Source organism: Pseudorhodoferax sp. Leaf267 (assembly GCF_001422405.1).
Lineage (GTDB): Bacteria > Pseudomonadota > Gammaproteobacteria > Burkholderiales > Burkholderiaceae_C > Pseudorhodoferax.
This window is the reverse complement of the sequence record NZ_LMMV01000012.1, coordinates 686,448-701,728: the sequence shown is the minus strand read 5'-3', so window position 1 is coordinate 701,728 and position 15,281 is coordinate 686,448. Positions and strand designations below refer to the sequence as shown.

Annotated in this window: 18 protein-coding genes and 1 riboswitch; of the genes, 13 read left to right on the top strand and 5 right to left on the bottom strand. The window is 68.1% G+C overall.

The window, feature by feature from the left end:
• Window positions 1-6 precede the first annotated feature (6 nt).
• From ASF43_RS15075 to ASF43_RS15060, 4 genes are all read left to right on the top strand, one after another.
• Entirely contained in the window at window positions 7-927 is a 921-nt protein-coding gene (locus ASF43_RS15075) for a DMT family transporter (protein ID WP_156373324.1), read from the top strand.
• A gap of 121 nt (window positions 928-1,048) precedes the next feature.
• Window positions 1,049-1,462 (top strand): hypothetical protein, encoded by a 414-nt coding sequence (locus ASF43_RS15070; RefSeq protein ID WP_056182509.1) that lies wholly within the window; start codon window positions 1,049-1,051, stop codon window positions 1,460-1,462.
• 10 nt (window positions 1,463-1,472) lie between these two features.
• A complete protein-coding gene (locus tag ASF43_RS15065) occupies window positions 1,473-2,591 on the top strand; it encodes a PHB depolymerase family esterase (RefSeq protein ID WP_056182507.1) in 1,119 nt (372 codons plus the stop codon).
• Window positions 2,592-2,647: 56 nt separating this feature from the next.
• Window positions 2,648-2,802, top strand: a riboswitch (FMN riboswitch).
• Between the two features lie 84 nt (window positions 2,803-2,886).
• Window positions 2,887-3,390: a 6,7-dimethyl-8-ribityllumazine synthase gene (locus tag ASF43_RS15060; RefSeq protein ID WP_056182504.1), complete on the top strand. Its 504-nt coding sequence runs from the start codon at window positions 2,887-2,889 to the stop codon at window positions 3,388-3,390.
• Between the two features lie 24 nt (window positions 3,391-3,414).
• On the opposite strand, the gene ASF43_RS15055 is transcribed toward ASF43_RS15060, so the two are convergent.
• The gene (locus tag ASF43_RS15055; RefSeq protein ID WP_056182502.1) at window positions 3,415-4,164 is read right to left on the bottom strand and encodes a sulfite exporter TauE/SafE family protein; all 750 of its coding nucleotides are present in this window, start codon (window positions 4,162-4,164) and stop codon (window positions 3,415-3,417) included.
• A 10-nt stretch (window positions 4,165-4,174) separates the two neighbouring features.
• A complete protein-coding gene (locus tag ASF43_RS15050; protein ID WP_056183443.1) occupies window positions 4,175-5,437 on the bottom strand; it encodes an MFS transporter in 1,263 nt (420 codons plus the stop codon).
• A 71-nt stretch (window positions 5,438-5,508) separates the two neighbouring features.
• Here ASF43_RS15050 and ASF43_RS15045 point away from each other — a divergent pair, with 71 nt between their 5' ends.
• From ASF43_RS15045 to ASF43_RS15020, 7 genes are all read left to right on the top strand, one after another.
• On the top strand, window positions 5,509-6,327 hold the full coding sequence (locus ASF43_RS15045) for a helix-turn-helix domain-containing protein (protein WP_082497870.1): 819 nt from the start codon (window positions 5,509-5,511) through the stop codon (window positions 6,325-6,327).
• Window positions 6,328-6,486: 159 nt separating this feature from the next.
• A complete protein-coding gene (locus tag ASF43_RS15040; RefSeq protein WP_162241812.1) occupies window positions 6,487-8,325 on the top strand; it encodes a serine hydrolase in 1,839 nt (612 codons plus the stop codon).
• 444 nt (window positions 8,326-8,769) lie between these two features.
• Window positions 8,770-9,015 (top strand): hypothetical protein, encoded by a 246-nt coding sequence (locus tag ASF43_RS15035; RefSeq protein ID WP_162241811.1) that lies wholly within the window; start codon window positions 8,770-8,772, stop codon window positions 9,013-9,015.
• Between the two features lie 71 nt (window positions 9,016-9,086).
• Entirely contained in the window at window positions 9,087-9,458 is a 372-nt protein-coding gene (locus ASF43_RS32290; RefSeq protein ID WP_369803271.1) for a response regulator, read from the top strand.
• Between the two features lie 12 nt (window positions 9,459-9,470).
• The gene (locus ASF43_RS32285) at window positions 9,471-9,746 is read left to right on the top strand and encodes a winged helix-turn-helix domain-containing protein (protein ID WP_369803270.1); all 276 of its coding nucleotides are present in this window, start codon (window positions 9,471-9,473) and stop codon (window positions 9,744-9,746) included.
• Between the two features lie 10 nt (window positions 9,747-9,756).
• Window positions 9,757-9,996, top strand: a complete 240-nt coding sequence (locus ASF43_RS15025) for a hypothetical protein (protein ID WP_056182493.1) — start codon at window positions 9,757-9,759, stop codon at window positions 9,994-9,996.
• A 167-nt stretch (window positions 9,997-10,163) separates the two neighbouring features.
• Window positions 10,164-11,162, top strand: a complete 999-nt coding sequence (locus ASF43_RS15020) for a HAMP domain-containing sensor histidine kinase (protein ID WP_156373323.1) — start codon at window positions 10,164-10,166, stop codon at window positions 11,160-11,162.
• A 16-nt stretch (window positions 11,163-11,178) separates the two neighbouring features.
• Here the strand turns inward: ASF43_RS15020 and ASF43_RS15015 are convergent, their stop codons facing one another.
• Both ASF43_RS15015 and ASF43_RS15010 read right to left on the bottom strand, forming a co-directional pair.
• Window positions 11,179-11,640 carry a type II toxin-antitoxin system VapC family toxin gene (locus ASF43_RS15015; protein ID WP_056182487.1) on the bottom strand — a complete coding sequence of 154 codons (462 nt, stop codon included), beginning with the start codon at window positions 11,638-11,640 and terminating at the stop codon, window positions 11,179-11,181.
• Window positions 11,640-11,882: a type II toxin-antitoxin system Phd/YefM family antitoxin gene (locus ASF43_RS15010; RefSeq protein ID WP_056182484.1), complete on the bottom strand. Its 243-nt coding sequence runs from the start codon at window positions 11,880-11,882 to the stop codon at window positions 11,640-11,642. Before ASF43_RS15010 ends, ASF43_RS15015 begins: the two co-directional genes overlap by 1 nt.
• A gap of 202 nt (window positions 11,883-12,084) precedes the next feature.
• Between ASF43_RS15010 and ASF43_RS15005 the strand changes: the two genes are divergently transcribed.
• Entirely contained in the window at window positions 12,085-12,978 is an 894-nt protein-coding gene (locus ASF43_RS15005; RefSeq protein ID WP_056182481.1) for an amino acid ABC transporter substrate-binding protein, read from the top strand.
• On the opposite strand, the gene ASF43_RS15000 is transcribed toward ASF43_RS15005, so the two are convergent.
• A complete protein-coding gene (locus ASF43_RS15000) occupies window positions 12,979-13,878 on the bottom strand; it encodes a LysR family transcriptional regulator (RefSeq protein WP_056183439.1) in 900 nt (299 codons plus the stop codon).
• 47 nt (window positions 13,879-13,925) lie between these two features.
• Here ASF43_RS15000 and ASF43_RS14995 point away from each other — a divergent pair, with 47 nt between their 5' ends.
• Complete coding sequence (locus ASF43_RS14995; RefSeq protein ID WP_056182478.1) at window positions 13,926-15,200, top strand: aminotransferase class V-fold PLP-dependent enzyme; 1,275 nt, start codon at window positions 13,926-13,928, stop codon at window positions 15,198-15,200.
• The last annotated feature ends 81 nt before the right edge of the window (window positions 15,201-15,281 follow it).

Here is a 15,281-nt window from a genome sequence, read left to right as displayed (position 1 = left end):
CGCGCCGTGCAACCCTCCACCACCTCAACAGCCGCCAACCGCCGCGGCATCCTCATGATGGTGGGCGCCATGGCCGGCTTCGTCGTCAACGACGCGCTGGTCAAGTACGTGAGCCAGACCCTGCCTTCGGCCCAGCTGATCTTCATGCGCGGCGCCATGGCCACGCTGCTGGTGCTGGGCGTGGCCTGCTTGCTGGGCGCCGCCGCGCAACTGGGCAAGGTGCTGCAACCGCGCGTGGCCGTGCGCGCGTGCGTCGATGCCTGCGCCACGGTGATCTATCTGCTGTCGCTGTTCCACCTGCCGCTGGCCAACGCCACGGCGATCAACCTGGCCGCACCTCTGTTCATGGTGGTGTTCGCGGTCTGGTTCCTGAAAGAGCAGCCCGGCGCCGCGCGCTGGGCCGCCGTGGCCGTGGGCTTTGCCGGCGTTCTGTGCGTGGTGCAGCCCCGCAGCGACGGCTTCAACGCCTGGGCCCTGCTGTGCCTGGGCGGCACCGTGCTGCATGCCACGCGCGACCTGATGACCCGGTGCATCGATCCGGCAATCCCCTCCATCGTCGTCACGCTGGCGACCGCGCTTGCCGTCACGCTGCTGTCGGGCGCCATGTCGCTGGCGCAGGGCTGGCAACCCTTCGGCGCCGCCGAGCTGGCCCTGCTGGCTGCCGCGGCTGTCTTCCTGGCCATCGGTTATTTCCTGATCATCCAGTGCATGCGCACGGGCGAGGTGTCGCTGACCGCGCCGTTCCGCTACGCGGCCCTGCTGTTCGCCGTGGTGCTGGGCTATGTGGTGTGGGGCGACGTACCGAACCTGTGGGCCTGGTGCGGCATCGCGCTGCTGGTGGGCTCTGGGCTGTATGTGGTGCACCACGAGCGCGCGCGCACTGTGGCGCGGGCGCGCGCCATCGCCTTGGCTGCGCAGGCAGACTGAACGCCGCCCACCGCTGCGTGGGCCCGTTCCGCAGCTGGCATCAGGTTTCTGACAAGAAAGACGTCAACAGCCCTTGAAAACATCCATCCACCATCCATATGGATGGCATAAGGATGTTTTTATGGCCCCCACCACCTCACTCCCCCGCGTCAGCGAGTCCGAAAAGCTCACCATCAACCTGGGCTACGTCGACCTCGGGCAGATCGACCTCCTGGTCGCCGAGGGCTTCTACGCCAACCGCAGCGACTTCATCCGCACCGCCATCCGCAACCACCTGGGCACGCACGGCGACGCGTTGCGCCAGGTGGTCGCACGCAAGATGCTGGTGCTCGGACTACAGCACTTCTCGGCGGCAGACCTCACCAAGGTACAGGCGGCAGGCGAGAAGCTGCAGATCAGGGTGCTGGGGCTGGCCAGCATCGCGCCCGATGTTCCTGCCGAGCTTGCGGCGGACACCATCGAATCCATCACCGTCCTGGGCGCGCTGCATGCGAGCCCCGCTGTCCGTGCCGCCCTGGCCGGACGCATCACCTGAGAACCCCACCATGAACCCCCTCTTCAACGACATGCTCGGCGAGGCCACGCGCCTCACCCAAGGCGGCAACCTGCAGGCCGCCACCGAGCTGATCCAGCGCGCGCTGCGTGGCGAGGCAGCTCCCGCGTCAGCAGGCACAGCCCCTGCAACCGCGCGCGCCGCCACCGGCTTCGTGATCGACGCGGAAACCCGCGTGATCGACGAGCCCGCCGCACCGGCCGCCGGCGATGCCCCGGCCGCGCCGCGCGCCGCACCCGCAAGCGCCACCGAGCAATGGCGCAGCGGCAGCTTCACGCACCAGGGCCGCCAGCTCGCCTACAAGCTCTACGTGCCACCGACCACCACAGCGACGACCGCGCCGCGCCCGCTGGTGCTCATGCTGCACGGCTGCACGCAGGGACCGGACGACTTCGCCGCGGGCACGCGCATGAACACCCTGGCGCGCGAGGCCGGCGTGCTGGTGCTCTACCCCGAGCAGACCCAGCATGCGAACGCGCAGAAATGCTGGAACTGGTTCAAGAGCCAGCACCAGCAGCGTGGCCGTGGCGAGCCGGCGCTGCTGGCCGGCCTCACGCGCCAGGTGATGGCCGAGCACGACGTGGACCCCGCGCGTGTCTACGTGGCCGGGCTGTCGGCCGGCGGCGCCATGGCCGACATCATGGGCCGCACCTATCCCGACCTGTTCGCTGCCGTGGGGGTGCACTCGGGCCTGGCGGCCGGCGCCGCTGCCGACCTGCCCTCGGCCCTGGCCGCGATGCGCAGTGGCGCGCCGGCCGGCGCGGCGAGCGGCCCGGCCGTGCGCCCTGTCATCGTGTTCCATGGCGATGCGGACAGCACGGTGAACCATGCCAACGGCGCAGCCGTCGTCAACGCCGCACGCGGCGCCCAGCAGGTGACAGGCACCGCCCAGGCCACGCAAGGCCAGGCGCCGAACCGCCAGCGCCACACACACACCGTGCACCGCGCGGCCGATGGCAGCCCCGCCATCGAGTATTGGCAGCTGCATGGCGGCGCCCACGCCTGGTCGGGCGGCAGCGCGGCGGGCAGCTACACGGCGCCCGGCGGCGTGGACGCCAGCGCCGAGATGCTGCGCTTCTTCCTGTCGCACAGGCGTCCACCCACACCCTAAGGTCAAGCGCGCCGACCTAGAATCCGCCCCGCGCCGGCCTTCACGGGCCGGCGCACAAGCGTTCTCAGGGCGGGGTGCAATTCCCCACCGGCGGTGATGGCGGGGCAACCCGCACAAGCCCGCGAGCGCCTTGCACCGCAGCGTGCAAGGGTCAGCAGATCCGGTGACATTCCGGAGCCGACGGTCACAGTCCGGATGAAAGAGAGCGCGTTCGCCGCAACCGCATGCATTCGGTCAGGATGTGTGCCGGCCATGGCGTTCGTGCGCCCTGATTCATGATCCACAAGGACACACCATGAGTCAGCTCAACGACCTTCCTCTCACCTCCCGCGCCGGCACCGACGCACGCCGCATCGCCTTCATCGAGGCGCAGTGGCATGCGGACATCGTGCACCAGGCGCGCGACGCCTTCCTCGCCGAAATGCAGCGCCAGGGCGTGCCGCGCGAGCGCATCGACGTGATCGACGTGCCCGGCGCGTTCGAGATCCCGCTGCACGCCAAGCGTTTGGCCGTCTCGGGCCGCTACGCCGCCGTGGTCTGCTGCGCCCTCGTCGTCGATGGCGGCATCTACCGCCATGAGTTCGTGGCCAACACCGTCGTCAGCACACTGATGAGCCTGCAGCTGGAAACCGGCGTGCCCATGCTGTCGGCCGTCCTCACGCCGCACCATTTCCACGAGCATGTGGAGCACCGCAAGTACTTCCACGCGCACTTCGCCGTGAAGGGCACCGAAGCCGCCGACGCCTGCGTGAAGACCATCGCCAGCCTGCAGCAGGTGGACGCGCTGGCAGCCGCCTGAATGCTGCCGAAGCGCTGACGCGCCTCAGCGCTGCAGCAGCGCCGGCAGTGCCGACGCCAGGATGGCCACACCCGAGACCGTCAGCAGGCTGAGCACCAGCCTGCGGAACGCGAGTTCCGACAGGCCGAGATAGAGCCGCGCGCCCAGCAGCACAGGCACCAGCACGGCCGCGGCCACGATGGCCAAGAGCGGCAGCATGGCCACCGTGACGTGGCCGGCCGCCACGTGCAGCGCCAGCGCCACGCTCAGCATCGCGAGGTTGAAGTTCTGGATCACCGCACGCTGCGCATCGCGGTCGAAGCCGCGCAAGGTGCACCACAGCGTGGGCACCACGCCCGACAGCCCGCCGATGCCGCCCATCACGCCACCGGCCGCGCCAGCCAGCGCATCTGCCACACGCCCGCCGCGCTGCACGCGCGGCAGTCGGGCCGACATCAGCATGACCGGGCAGCACACCACGAGCACCAGGCCCAGCGCCGCGTTGAAAGCCGGCACGTCCAGCAGCGGCAGCAGCCACAGGCCCACCGGCAGGCCGCACAGGCCACCCGCCACGAAGGGCCACAGCAGGCCCTTGTCGACGCGGCGGCGCATCGTGAACGCGGCGATCACCTGCCCGACCCAGCCGCCAAAGATGGCGAGCACGGCGCCGAGCTGCGGGTCCAGCGCCCAGGCCCAGACCGACAGCGAGACCATGCTGAACGCAAAGCCCGACAGGCCCTGCACGAACCCAGCCGCGGCCGCGCCGACCGCCACCCAGAGGTAGAGCGAAATCAACGCGCAGGCATCACGCGCTGGCGGCCATCGGCGCCAGGGCCGTGCGCCGCACGCGGCCCACGTTGAACGCGCTGCCGATCAGAACCGCCTGCACGAGTGCCAGGCCGATGAAGATGGCGCTGTACTGCCGGTGGTCCATCAGCGTGCCGAAGATCAGCGGCGCAATCGCCTGGCCGATGTCCAGCCCCGAATACACCACGCCGTAGACGCGGCCGCTGGCATTGGGCGGCGTGGCGCGCTTGACGATCATGTCGCGCGACGGCCCGGCGATGCCGGCACCCAGGCCCATCAGCCCGAACATGACCGGCACCAGCAGGGCCGGCACGCTGGCCACGCCCAGCACCAGCGCCACGCAGGCCGAGAAGCCGAAGCCGACGGCCACCAGCTTCTCGCAGCGCGTGGGGTCGGCCGCGAGAAAGCCGCCCAGCACCATGGCGCCCGCGCTGCAGACCATGTAGACCGTCACGCACAGCCCTGCCGTGGCCAGCAGCACGGCGTGTAGCTCGCGCGCGGCGCCCGGCGCGAAGGCCTGCACGATGCCCAGCGCGATCGCGTAGAAAAAGAAGAACGCGAAGCACATCCACACGGCAGGAATGCGCAGGAAGCCGAAATTGCCCTCGGCCGCGGCCCCTGGTGCACCCGATGTAGGCGCCTTCTCGGCCGCCGGTGCGCCCAGCGCCAGCTGGCTACGGTTGACCAGCAGCACCACCAGCACCACGACGGCGTACGCGCCCGCGCAGACCAGCGCCACACGCCAGGAACTGGCGATCGTGATCGGCACGAGCATGGCCGGCGCCAGCGCCCAGCCCAGGCTGCCCGTGATGCCGTGCACGCTGTAGGCGTGGCCCAGGCGCTTGGGGCTGACCTTGCGGTTCAGCAGCGTGTAGTCCACCGGATGGAACACGCCGTTGCCCACGCCCGCCACGATGGAGAACATCGCCAGCATCCAGTAGCTGGTGCTGGCCGCATAGCCGAACGCCGCCGCTGCTAGCAGCGCCAGCCCACCGAACAGGACGGGCCGCGGGCCGAAGCGGTCCACCACGAAGCCCGAGGTCGCCTGCACCACGCAGGAGGTCACGAAGAACAGCGTCATCAGGAAACCGAGTTCCGCATAGCTGACGTTGAACGCGTCCTTGAGCCAGGGGAACAGCGGCGCCAGCAGCAGCTGGCTGAAGTGGCTGACCATGTGCGCGATGCCTACGAGGCCGATCACGCCGGCGTCCTGACGCAGGGGCACGCCGCCTGCGGGCGTTGGAGCTGTTGTATTTGTCATGGCGCGCATCGTAGTATCGGCACCGCCTTTCCGGAATGCACGGATGCGCCATGATTCGTCGAATACCCGCCATGCCCGCCACGCGCCACCCGATCTCCACCCCGCTGGGCGAAACCGACCCCTTCACGCCCAGCGCCGCGCGCCCGGTGCGCGTGCGCGCGCGCAGCATGCCCACCGACACGCACTTCGACCCGCACCGCCACGCCTGGGCGCAGCTGGCGTACTGCGCGACCGGCATCGTGCGCGTGAGCGCCGTGCAGCACGAGGACGCGCGCGACGAGGTCACCTACATCGTGCCGCCCTCGCGCGCGGTGTGGATCGCGCCCGGCGCGCTGCACTGCATCGACGTGCTCAAGACGGCTGAGTTCCGCACGCTGTACATGGACGCCAGCGTGACCCCGCCGGGCTGGGACGGCTCGCGCATGCTGGTGGTCTCGCCGCTGCTGCGCGAGCTGGTGCGCGCTCTGGACGCCGGCCCCGACGCGGCGCGCGAGCAGTTGCTGACCCGGCTGGTGCTGGACGAAATCGCCCAGGCCGACGTACAGGCCCTGGCCGTGCCGTTGCCGCATGCCCAGCACGGCGACAAGCGATTGCGCGCGCTGTGTGATGCCGTGCTGCGCGCGCCGGGCGAGCGCGCCACCTTGGCGGAGTGGGCAGCCGGCGTGGGCGCCAGCGAACGCACGGCCGCGCGGCTCTTCCGTGACGAGCTGGGCATGGGCTACCAGCAGTGGCGCCAGCAGGTGGCGCTGGCCCATGCACTGCCGTTGCTGGCCGGTGGCGCGCCCGTGAGCGAGGTGGCGGCGGCCAGCGGCTACGCCAGCGACAGCGCTTTCTCGGCCATGTTCAAGGCGGCGATGGGGCAGTCGCCGCGCAGCTTTCAGGGGCGTTGAGCTGCGCCATTGATCGCGCTCTTTGCAGACCTGCAGTCGATGCGGTTGATCAAGGAGAAGCAAGGCAGCAATCACCTTGATTTGTAGGGGCCGCATCAAAGGCAATCCAAAGCCTCTTTGTGTTCAATGCAAGGGCTTCTCCACCCACACGACAAACACTTGAATCACTTGAAGCGATCTCTATCTCGCTTTTGCACCGTGGCGCTCGTCGGTGCGCTGGTCGCAGGCTGCGCCAGCGCGCCGTCTCCCCCCACCGTGCTGCCATCCGGAGACACCGCGGCCGTCTCCAGCTACCTCTCGAAATTGATCGCCTTCGAGATGCAGCACAACAAGATTCCCGGCTTGAGCATCTCGGTGGTGGACGACCAGCAGGTGGTCTGGACCCAGGGATTCGGTGAGTCCGATGTGCAGCAGCACATTGCCGCGACGCCATCGACCCTGTACCGGGCAGGCTCCATCTCCAAGCTGTTCACCGCCACGGCGGTGCTTCAGCTCGCCGAACAGCGCCGCATCGACCTGGACCGGCCCTTGCAGAACGACCTGCCGGAATTTCAACCAGCCGGGCCCGCCAGCGAGGCGATGGGTTCGACCGACAGCGATGCCCACGCCGCGCACATCACACCGCGCCAGGTGATGACCCACCACGCCGGGCTCCCGAGGGACCGCCTCAAGGGCATGTACGCCGAGCACGTGGAACCGCTCGGTACCGTTGTGGCGCTACTCAACGACGAAGGTCTGGCCTTTCGGCCTGGCGAAGTGTTCTCGTACTCCAACCTGGGGTTCTCCCTGTTGGCTCACCTGGTGCAGACGCAGGCCGGTATGCCCTTCGCCCAGTATTTGCGGCGATCCGTGCTGGGCCCGCTAGGGATGCAGACCTCGCTTTTTGAAGCCGGGCCTTCGACATCGCCTCCAATGGCGAAGGCTTATGAAGGGCGCCAGCCTGCCGAAGAGCTTGCGCTGCGCGACCTGCCTGCCGGTGGCCTGAACACCAGCGTAGCCGACATGGCGCGCTTCATCAGCATGGTGTTTGCGCAAGGGCGCAGCAGCGGCCTGCAGGTGCTGCGGCCCGAATCGGTGGCGAGCATGCTGCAGGTCCAGAACGGGGCAGTGCCGCTGGACCTGGGCTTGCAGGTCGGATTGGCGTGGATGCTCAGCACCCTGGACGCCCATCGCATCCAGGGCGCCGGCCCGGTGGCGCACCATGCGGGAGCCACGCTGTACCACCGCAGCCAGATGTACATGGTGCCCGACCACAAGCTGGGCGTGATCGTGATGGCCAATTCCAGCACAGCCACGCGCGCGGTGGACCGTATCGCCCTGGCCGCACTCAGCCTTCAGTTGCAGGCCAAGACGGGCATCCGCCCAGCACCCTGGACACGCCCGCCGTGGGACGACACGGCCTCGACGCCGCAATACACGCAAAGCCTGCTGGGCGACTACAGCACCGCTGCCGGATTGGTGCGCATCACGCAAGATGCTGCCAACGGCAAGCTCCAGGCCGAGGTGGCCGGACAGACGCTGGCGCTGCGCCGCCGTTCAGACGACCGGTTTGGCTTGCGCTATGCCCTGCTCGGCCTCGTGCCGCTCGATCTGGGGGTGCTGGGCGATATCGGGTTCACATTGCGCGCCGTCGAAGGCCGCGCCCTTCTGGTCGGCTCGGCTGCGGGGCAGGACATGCTGGTCGGCGAGCGGTTGGGAGCACCCGCGCCCCTGTCCGATGCCTGGCGCGCCCGTCTAGGGGACTATGTGCAGACCAACGCCGATGCGCTGTCCAGGGACTACCGAATTCGCTTGTTCGAAACGCGGGGCCGTTTGCTGCTGGAAATCAGCAATGGCAAAAGCGGCGGCGAGAACGGCACATTCATCGTCAACCCGGTCTCCGACATCCAGGCAGAGGTCCTGCAGAACCTCGCACAAGGCGGACAAAGCCTCCGGGTGGTCCGCGTGGACGGGGTGGAGCAGATCCGATATTCCGGCTACCTGGCGCGCAAACGATGATCTCTGGCGGAACATTGCGGGCCAGAAGGCGGCGGCTGTAAGACGACGATGGGTTCGTACCGGGTGATGGCAGGGTTGCTGGCCTCCTTGGTCGTGCACCTCATCGGAGGTGCGGTGCTGCTACGGCCATTTTTCTCGCCTTGGTCACGGACCATTCCCGCGCAGCCCGGCGCGCTCCATGCTGACTCTCACCCTGTGATGCACGCCGAACTGTTGCCGCCCTCCCATCTGGATGCGTTGCCAAGGCCACCGCGTCCTGCCCGACGCCACACGGCGCGGCCACGGGCGGTTGTCCGCGCCACGGCGCTCATGGGCAATGCTGTGACTGTTCCGGAGCAAACATCCGAGACCGCATGGACGACAAACGCCGGGCCCGAGAGGGGGATGCCCCCTCAACCGCCTTTGGAGTCGAACAGCCGGACGTTGGATCTGTCGCCAACCACCTTGGCCACCGCTGCCAGAGCGGCAAGCCGCCAACCACCGGGCGTGGCCGACGTGGCCCGCGCGCAGATCGGCCACGCACCACCGACGCCTTCCGAAGGCTTTTCGAGAAGCGTGGCCAGCGCCGTGATCCCGGATTGCCTGCGCGACACCCCGGACGCTTATGGCCAACCCAACGAAAAGCAGATGCAAGGGTTGCTGGCCGTGCCGCTGATTGCGCTCATGGCTGCCGCCGGCAGATGCCGATGAATCCCGCCATGCCACTTCATGATGGATAGCATGCAGCGCAGATCCATCGAGCCCAGGAGGCGCAACCGACCATGAATATCCTGCTCATCGAGGACGACCTCGATCTCGGCGCCGCCTTGCAGCGCGCGCTGGAGCAGGCGGGGCTGGAGTCCGTGTGGGTGCGTCGACTGTGCGATGGCCTCGAGACGGCGGAGCGTGGTGATTTCGATTGCGTCTTGCTGGACATCAACCTGCCCGATGGCGAGGGTTTTGTCTTCCTGGAGAAGCTGCGCCGCCAGTTCTCCAGCGTTCCGGTGATCGTCATGACCGCCCGCGACGCCCTGGACGACCGGCTGCGCGCGTTGAATGGCGGAGCGGATGACTACGTGATCAAGCCGTTTCTCTTGCCCGAGCTGATGGCCCGCATCCACGTCGCGGTGCGGCGGGCCGCGGGCCAGGCCTAGAGCGCCTGGCAGGTGGGCAGCCTGTCGATCGACCCGCAGCAGCGGGCCGTGGCGGTGAACGGCGTGGCGCAGGGCGTCACGCCCAAGGAGTACGCCATCCTGTACGAGCTGGCGCGTCAGGCGGGCCGGGTGGTACGCCGCGCGCAGCTGGTGCAACGGGTCTGGCCTGGCGAGGATGAGCCCAGCGCCGGCGCGCTGGAGTTCCAGATCCACGGACTGCGCCGCAAACTGGGGGCGGATTTGATCCGCACGGTGCGGGGCGTCGGCTACCTGCTGCCCAAGTCGTGATCGGCACGGCATGATCCGCAAACTGCTGCACCCCTCCTTGTTCCGCCGCCTGTTCGTCTGGCAGTGCGGCATCGTGCTCATCGCGCTGGCAGCGAACTTCGGATGGTCCGTATGGAGCCAGGTGTATGCACCGGGCACAGGAGGGATCGACCGTGACTTGCGGCTGCAGGTCGGGGCCTTGGCGGGCTTTGCGGCATCCAGTCTGACGCCGGAGCACGCCACTGCGGTGCCAGGGAGGTCAGGCGACTGAACAAGGACAACACCGAATTCAAAAGCACCGAGCGTGATTTCGGCTGGCAGATCTGGCGCGCAGATGGCACCTTGCTGTCCGCTGATGGCCTGCCTCACACCTTTGCACCCATTCCACCTGGCGCATTGGAAGAGCACGTGCGCCAGCAACGGGGAGACTGGCTGCTGATGGCAGCCTACAGCCCCGATCGCCGCGCCTGGGCGGTGGCCGGCCAGACGCGCAGCTTCTACAGCCAGTTGGACCGCAAGCTGATGTGGCAAGCGTTGCTCGTGCCGCTCGTGTACGCGGTGGTGGTCTTGCTGACGCTGTGGATCGCCGCGTGGCGCGGGTTGCTGCCCTTGGCGGCGCTGGGCGAGCGCATCGGCCAGCGCCAGGCGGGTGATGCACGACCCGTGGGCCAGGGCGAGAACGAATGCATCGAGTTGCAACCCATCACATGGGCGTTGGATGCCTATGCCGAACGTGAAGCCGCACTGCGCCAGCAGGAACAGCGCTTCTTCGCAGACGCGGCGCATGAATTGCGTACGCCATTGGCGGCCATTGGCGCGCAGGCGCATGTGCTGTCGCAAGAGCGTGACCCCGGGCGGCAGGCACAGGCCCTGGCCCAACTGCAACAGAGTGTCCAACGCGGCGGAGATGTGCTGTCCAAGGTACTGACCCTGTCCCGCCTGGACGCCCAAGGCGCCATCGGCCATGCCGGGCATGCACCAGGGCGCATCGACCTGGGCGCGTTGCTGGCCGATGGTGTGGCAGAACACGCCCCGCGTGCATTGGCCAGCGGGCACAACCTGGGGCTGGTGCCTGGGCCGGCGGTATCGGTCTCGGGCGAATGCGCGTTGCTGCGTACGGCGGTGGACAACCTGATCGACAACGCCTTGCGCTACACCCCGTCCGGCAGCCGCATCGACGTGGCATGGGGCGTGCGCGGGGACGAGGTCTGGTGTGCGGTGGAAGACGACGGCCCGGGTGTCGAGAGCGCCGACCGGGCGCGCGTGTTCGAACGCTTCGAGCGAGGGCGTCTGGTCCATGCCGAAGGGCAGAGCGGCAGCGGTCTGGGCCTGGCGATCGCACGCGAAATCGCCCGGCAACACGGTGGAAGCCTGCGACTCACCGCGGCGGCCTCGGGACCTGGCTGCCGGTTCGTCATGACCCTGCCCGCCGCGTGACGGCCTGCCGAGCAGCTTAGAGGCCCGGCCGCGCGGCGCCAACAATGCTCGGTCGCGCCGCTCCATCGGCTGGCTTGAACGGCGGTACGCCAGCGCTGGACATCGCCTTCAGCAAGGCCGCGTCCAGCGTGGCAAGTGGCAATGACCGGCGCACAGCCAGTTCCAGATAGGTGGCGTCGTAGGTCGTGAGGCCATGCTGCGCGGCCAGCGCGTCCAATGCCACCATGTCCACCGGCTCCCGGTCCACCCGCAGGCGCAGCGCGGCAGCGGCCTGTACCAGCTCCTGGCGTTGCACCGCGGTGATGCGCTTGCGGCGCTGGGCGCTGATGAACAGGTTGCCGATCTCGAGCATCCACAGCGCGGGCACCCACACATCGGAAGTCACACTCAACTCCAGCGCCGCTTCGGTGAAGAGCGTCGCTTCGTCGGGCAGGAACCAGGCAGCGGCGACCGACGCATCGACGACCACGCCAGCCATCAGCGGCGGCCTTCGGTCATCAAGGCCTTGCTGCTGAGACGCCCGAGGCTCACGCCCTGCCGGCTCGACCGGACGCGGGCCACGGCGTCCAGTGCGGCCTGGCTGGCCTGCGCCGTCTGGGGCAGGCCCAGGCTCGCGACCACCTTGCCACGCCGCGTGATGGCGAATGTCTCGCCCGCCTGCACGCGGTCGATTAATTCAGACAGTCGGTTCTTGGCGTCGAAGAGGGCAATCGTGCTCATGGCGCGCTCCTGTGGTCGGGAACCGCATTTTAAGCCTGGATCTAGCTAGCTAGCCATATGACCATCTTTCACGGCCCGCACTCCGCCAGCACGCCACTCATCTCTTTTCCGATTGCAATTCGATGAACTTAAATCGCTTTTAGAACGAACGGCTTGCTCCCAGAATCATGGCCTGCCCCCTCCACCCCACCGAAGGCCCCCCATGCAGCACCCCCTCTCCCTGACGCTCGCCCTTGCCGCCGCCCTCGTCTGCACCGCCGCTGCCGCGCAGTCCGACACGCTGGCGAAGATCAAGTCCAGCGGCGTGATCACCATCGGCGCGCGCGACAGCCAGATCCCGTTCTCATACAAGCCGACGGGCAGCGGCGACCCGACCGGCTTCACGAACGACATCTGCTTGAAGATCGTCGATGCGGTGAAGGCCCAGCTGGCCCTGCCCAAGATCGAGGTGCGTTACATGATCCTCACGTCCACCAACCGCATCCCGCTGCTGACCAACGGCTCGGTCGACCTGGACTGCGCAACCACCACCAACACGGTGCAGCGCCAGCAGCAGGTGGCGTTCGCGCCCAGCCACTTCGTCACCAACATCACGGCCGCGGTCAAGAAGGATTCGGGCATCAACACCCTGGCCGACCTGAACGGCAAGACCGTCTCCACCGTGGCGGGCAGCACGGGCGTGCAGTTGCTGCGCGGCTACCGCAAGAGCGGCAACATCGAGGTGCAGGACCTGGCGGCCAAGGACACGGCCGACGGCTTCCTGATGATGGCCTCGGGCCGCACCGCCGCCTACATCCTGGACGACGTGCAGCTCGCCGGGCTCATCGCCACTTCGCCCAACGCGGCCGATTTCAAGATCCTCACGCAGGAGTCGCTGCGCCAGGAGCCCTACGGCATCATGTACCGCAAGGAAGATCCGGCCTTCAAGGCGCTCGTCGACAAGACGGTGACCGACATCCTGACCTCGGGCGCGATCCACGAGATCTACGCCAAGTGGTTCACGCGCCCCATCCCGCCGACCAACGCCAACCTCAACTTCCCGATGACCGAGCCGGTGAAGGCGATCTACGCGAAGCCGAACGCCGACGGCGTGTGATCAGTCACTCTGGAACATGCGCGAGAAGTCGCAGCACTCCTGCGCCAGCATGACGACGGACGCCAACAGGGAACTGCGGTGCTCGCCCTTGTACATGGCCACGTAGGGCACGACCGGCAGCGCCGGTGCCACGTCCAGCTGCGCCAGCGCGCCATCGGCCAGCATCTGGCCCACGGCCAGCCTGGGCAGGTAGGCAACGCCCAAGCCCGAGATCGTCAGGCCGATCAGCGCCACCAGGTTGTGGACCACGATGGGCCTGGCGGGCTGCACGCCCAGGTTCTTCATCCAGCTGTCGTACAACAGGCCCGTGCCCGAGCGCGAGCCCTGCAGCAGCATCTGGTGCTCCGCCAGTTCGTGCAGCCGGATGCGGCGGCTGGCGTCCACCAGGCCGGGCTTGCATATCCACGCGCTCTCGACCTGGCCGACCGGCCGGGTCGGGATGCGCGAGTCGGCGAACGCGTCGGGCACGATGACCAGGTCCAGCTCGTCAGCCAGCACCTTCTCGCGCAGGTTCACGCTGCTGTCCACGTCGGGCTCCAGGCTGACCTTGGGGTAATGCACCTGGATCAGCTCGACCCAGCGCGGCAGCCAGGTCATGGCGGTGAGCTCGGTCACGCCGATGCGCACGCGCCGCTCGATGACCTCGACACGGCCGAATTGCTCGATGGCGGCGTTGCGCTGGTCCAGCAGGCCCTTGGCCAGCATGAACATCTCCTCGCCTTTGTCGGTCAGCCGCGCCGAGCGCTGCGTGCGGTCGAACAGCGCGGTGTCGAAGGCCAGCTCCAGCTCATGCACGCGCTTGGACACAGCCGACTGCGAGGTGTGCAGCTTCTGCGCGGCCAGCGCGAAGCTGCCGAGCTCGGCGATCCAGTACAGCGCCTCGAGTTGCTTGAAGGTCATCATCGGCAGCATCTCCACCCAACACTTTTCCTCCACCAATCCTAACCATGACAGCCTCCAAAGGTGAACTGTTCGACGGCGCGCTGCAGGCGCAGATCAAGGCCCGCTTCCTGCACGTGGACCACGACATGACGGGCCGCGAACGCCTGTTCTTCGACAACGCGGGCGGCTCGTTCCGCTTGAAGGCCGCGGTCGAGCGCTTCGCCGCCATCGACGCCGTGCCCGACAACCCCGAGCGCATCCACGAAGTGGCGGTGTTCCTGCAGGAAGTGCAGGCCCGGGGCACGCAGGACCTGCGCACCATCCTCAACGCCGAAGGCGGCAGCGTGTACGCGGCGCTCACGGCGTCCGGCGCCATGTTCGACATGGTGCGGGCGATCGCCGAGAACGTGCCCGGCACCAACCTGGTGACCACCGCGCTGGAGCATCCCTCCTCGTTCGACGCCGTGCAGCTCTATGCGCAACGCCTGGGCAAGGAGCTGCGCGTGGCGCCCGCCAATCCGGCCACGGGCGGCGTGGACGTGGACGCCATCGTGAACCTGGTCGATGCCGACACCACGCTCTTGAGCGTGATCTACGCCTCCAACATCTCGGGCGCCAAGCTCGACATCGCCGCCATCGTGCGCCGCGCGCGCGCCATCAAGCCCGACCTCTACATCGTGGTCGACGCCGTGCAGCACGCGCCGCACGGGCTGATCGACCTGCAGCAGACGCCGGTGGACGGCATCAACATCGCGCCCTACAAGTTCTTCGGCTGCCGCGGCTCGGGCATGGCCTGGGTGTCGGACCGCGCCGCTGTGCTGCCGCACCACAAGCTGGCCGGCAAGAAGCCCAACTTTTGGGACCTGGGCAGCGCTGCGCCCTGGCAGTTCGCAGTCGTGACCGAGATCGTGGACTACGTGTGCTGGATCGGCGGGCAGTTCACCGACAGCAGCGATCGTCGCACGTTGTTCGTGTGCGGCATCGAGAAGATCGAGCTGCACGAGCGGGCCTTGCTGTCGCGCCTGCTGGACGGCAGCGATGCCACGCCAGGCCTGCGCCGGCTACCGCGCGTGCAGGTGTTCCTGGACTACGAGGACCTGGCCAAGCGCGACCTGATCCTGGCCATCGGCATAGCCGGCCTGGAGTACGCCCAGGCCGTGCGCGAGTACGAACGGCGCGGCGTGATCGTCTACGAGCGCGTGGCCACCAGCCTGTACTCCAAGCGCATGCTGGATTCGTTTGGCCTGGCCGGCGCCGTGCGCGTGTCGCCGCTGCATTGCCATGGCGTGGCAGACATCGACCGGTTTCTGCGGATCACGCAGCAGGTCGCCCTGGCCTGAGTTCCAGCACGGGCCGGCGCCAGCGCTCGACGCTGCAGCGCTGCCGGTTGCGCCATCGCCACACACCTGCGTCCGCCCTTG

Bases quoted from the DNA above. Each gene is read 5' to 3' on its own strand.
- ASF43_RS15070 (WP_056182509.1), top strand. From the start codon at position 1,049: ATGGCCCCCACCACCTCACTCCCCCGCGTCAGCGAGTCCGAAAAGCTC.
- ASF43_RS15065 (WP_056182507.1), top strand. From the start codon at position 1,473: ATGAACCCCCTCTTCAACGACATGCTCGGCGAGGCCACGCGCCTCACC.
- ASF43_RS15060 (WP_056182504.1), top strand. From the start codon at position 2,887: ATGAGTCAGCTCAACGACCTTCCTCTCACCTCCCGCGCCGGCACCGAC.
- ASF43_RS15050 (WP_056183443.1), bottom strand. From the start codon at position 5,437: ATGACAAATACAACAGCTCCAACGCCCGCAGGCGGCGTGCCCCTGCGT.
- ASF43_RS15045 (WP_082497870.1), top strand. From the start codon at position 5,509: ATGCCCGCCACGCGCCACCCGATCTCCACCCCGCTGGGCGAAACCGAC.
- ASF43_RS32290 (WP_369803271.1), top strand. From the start codon at position 9,087: ATGAATATCCTGCTCATCGAGGACGACCTCGATCTCGGCGCCGCCTTG.
- ASF43_RS15025 (WP_056182493.1), top strand. From the start codon at position 9,757: ATGATCCGCAAACTGCTGCACCCCTCCTTGTTCCGCCGCCTGTTCGTC.
- ASF43_RS15020 (WP_156373323.1), top strand. From the start codon at position 10,164: ATGGCAGCCTACAGCCCCGATCGCCGCGCCTGGGCGGTGGCCGGCCAG.
- ASF43_RS15015 (WP_056182487.1), bottom strand. From the start codon at position 11,640: ATGGCTGGCGTGGTCGTCGATGCGTCGGTCGCCGCTGCCTGGTTCCTG.
- ASF43_RS15010 (WP_056182484.1), bottom strand. From the start codon at position 11,882: ATGAGCACGATTGCCCTCTTCGACGCCAAGAACCGACTGTCTGAATTA.
- ASF43_RS15005 (WP_056182481.1), top strand. From the start codon at position 12,085: ATGCAGCACCCCCTCTCCCTGACGCTCGCCCTTGCCGCCGCCCTCGTC.
- ASF43_RS15000 (WP_056183439.1), bottom strand. From the start codon at position 13,878: ATGACCTTCAAGCAACTCGAGGCGCTGTACTGGATCGCCGAGCTCGGC.
- ASF43_RS14995 (WP_056182478.1), top strand. From the start codon at position 13,926: ATGACAGCCTCCAAAGGTGAACTGTTCGACGGCGCGCTGCAGGCGCAG.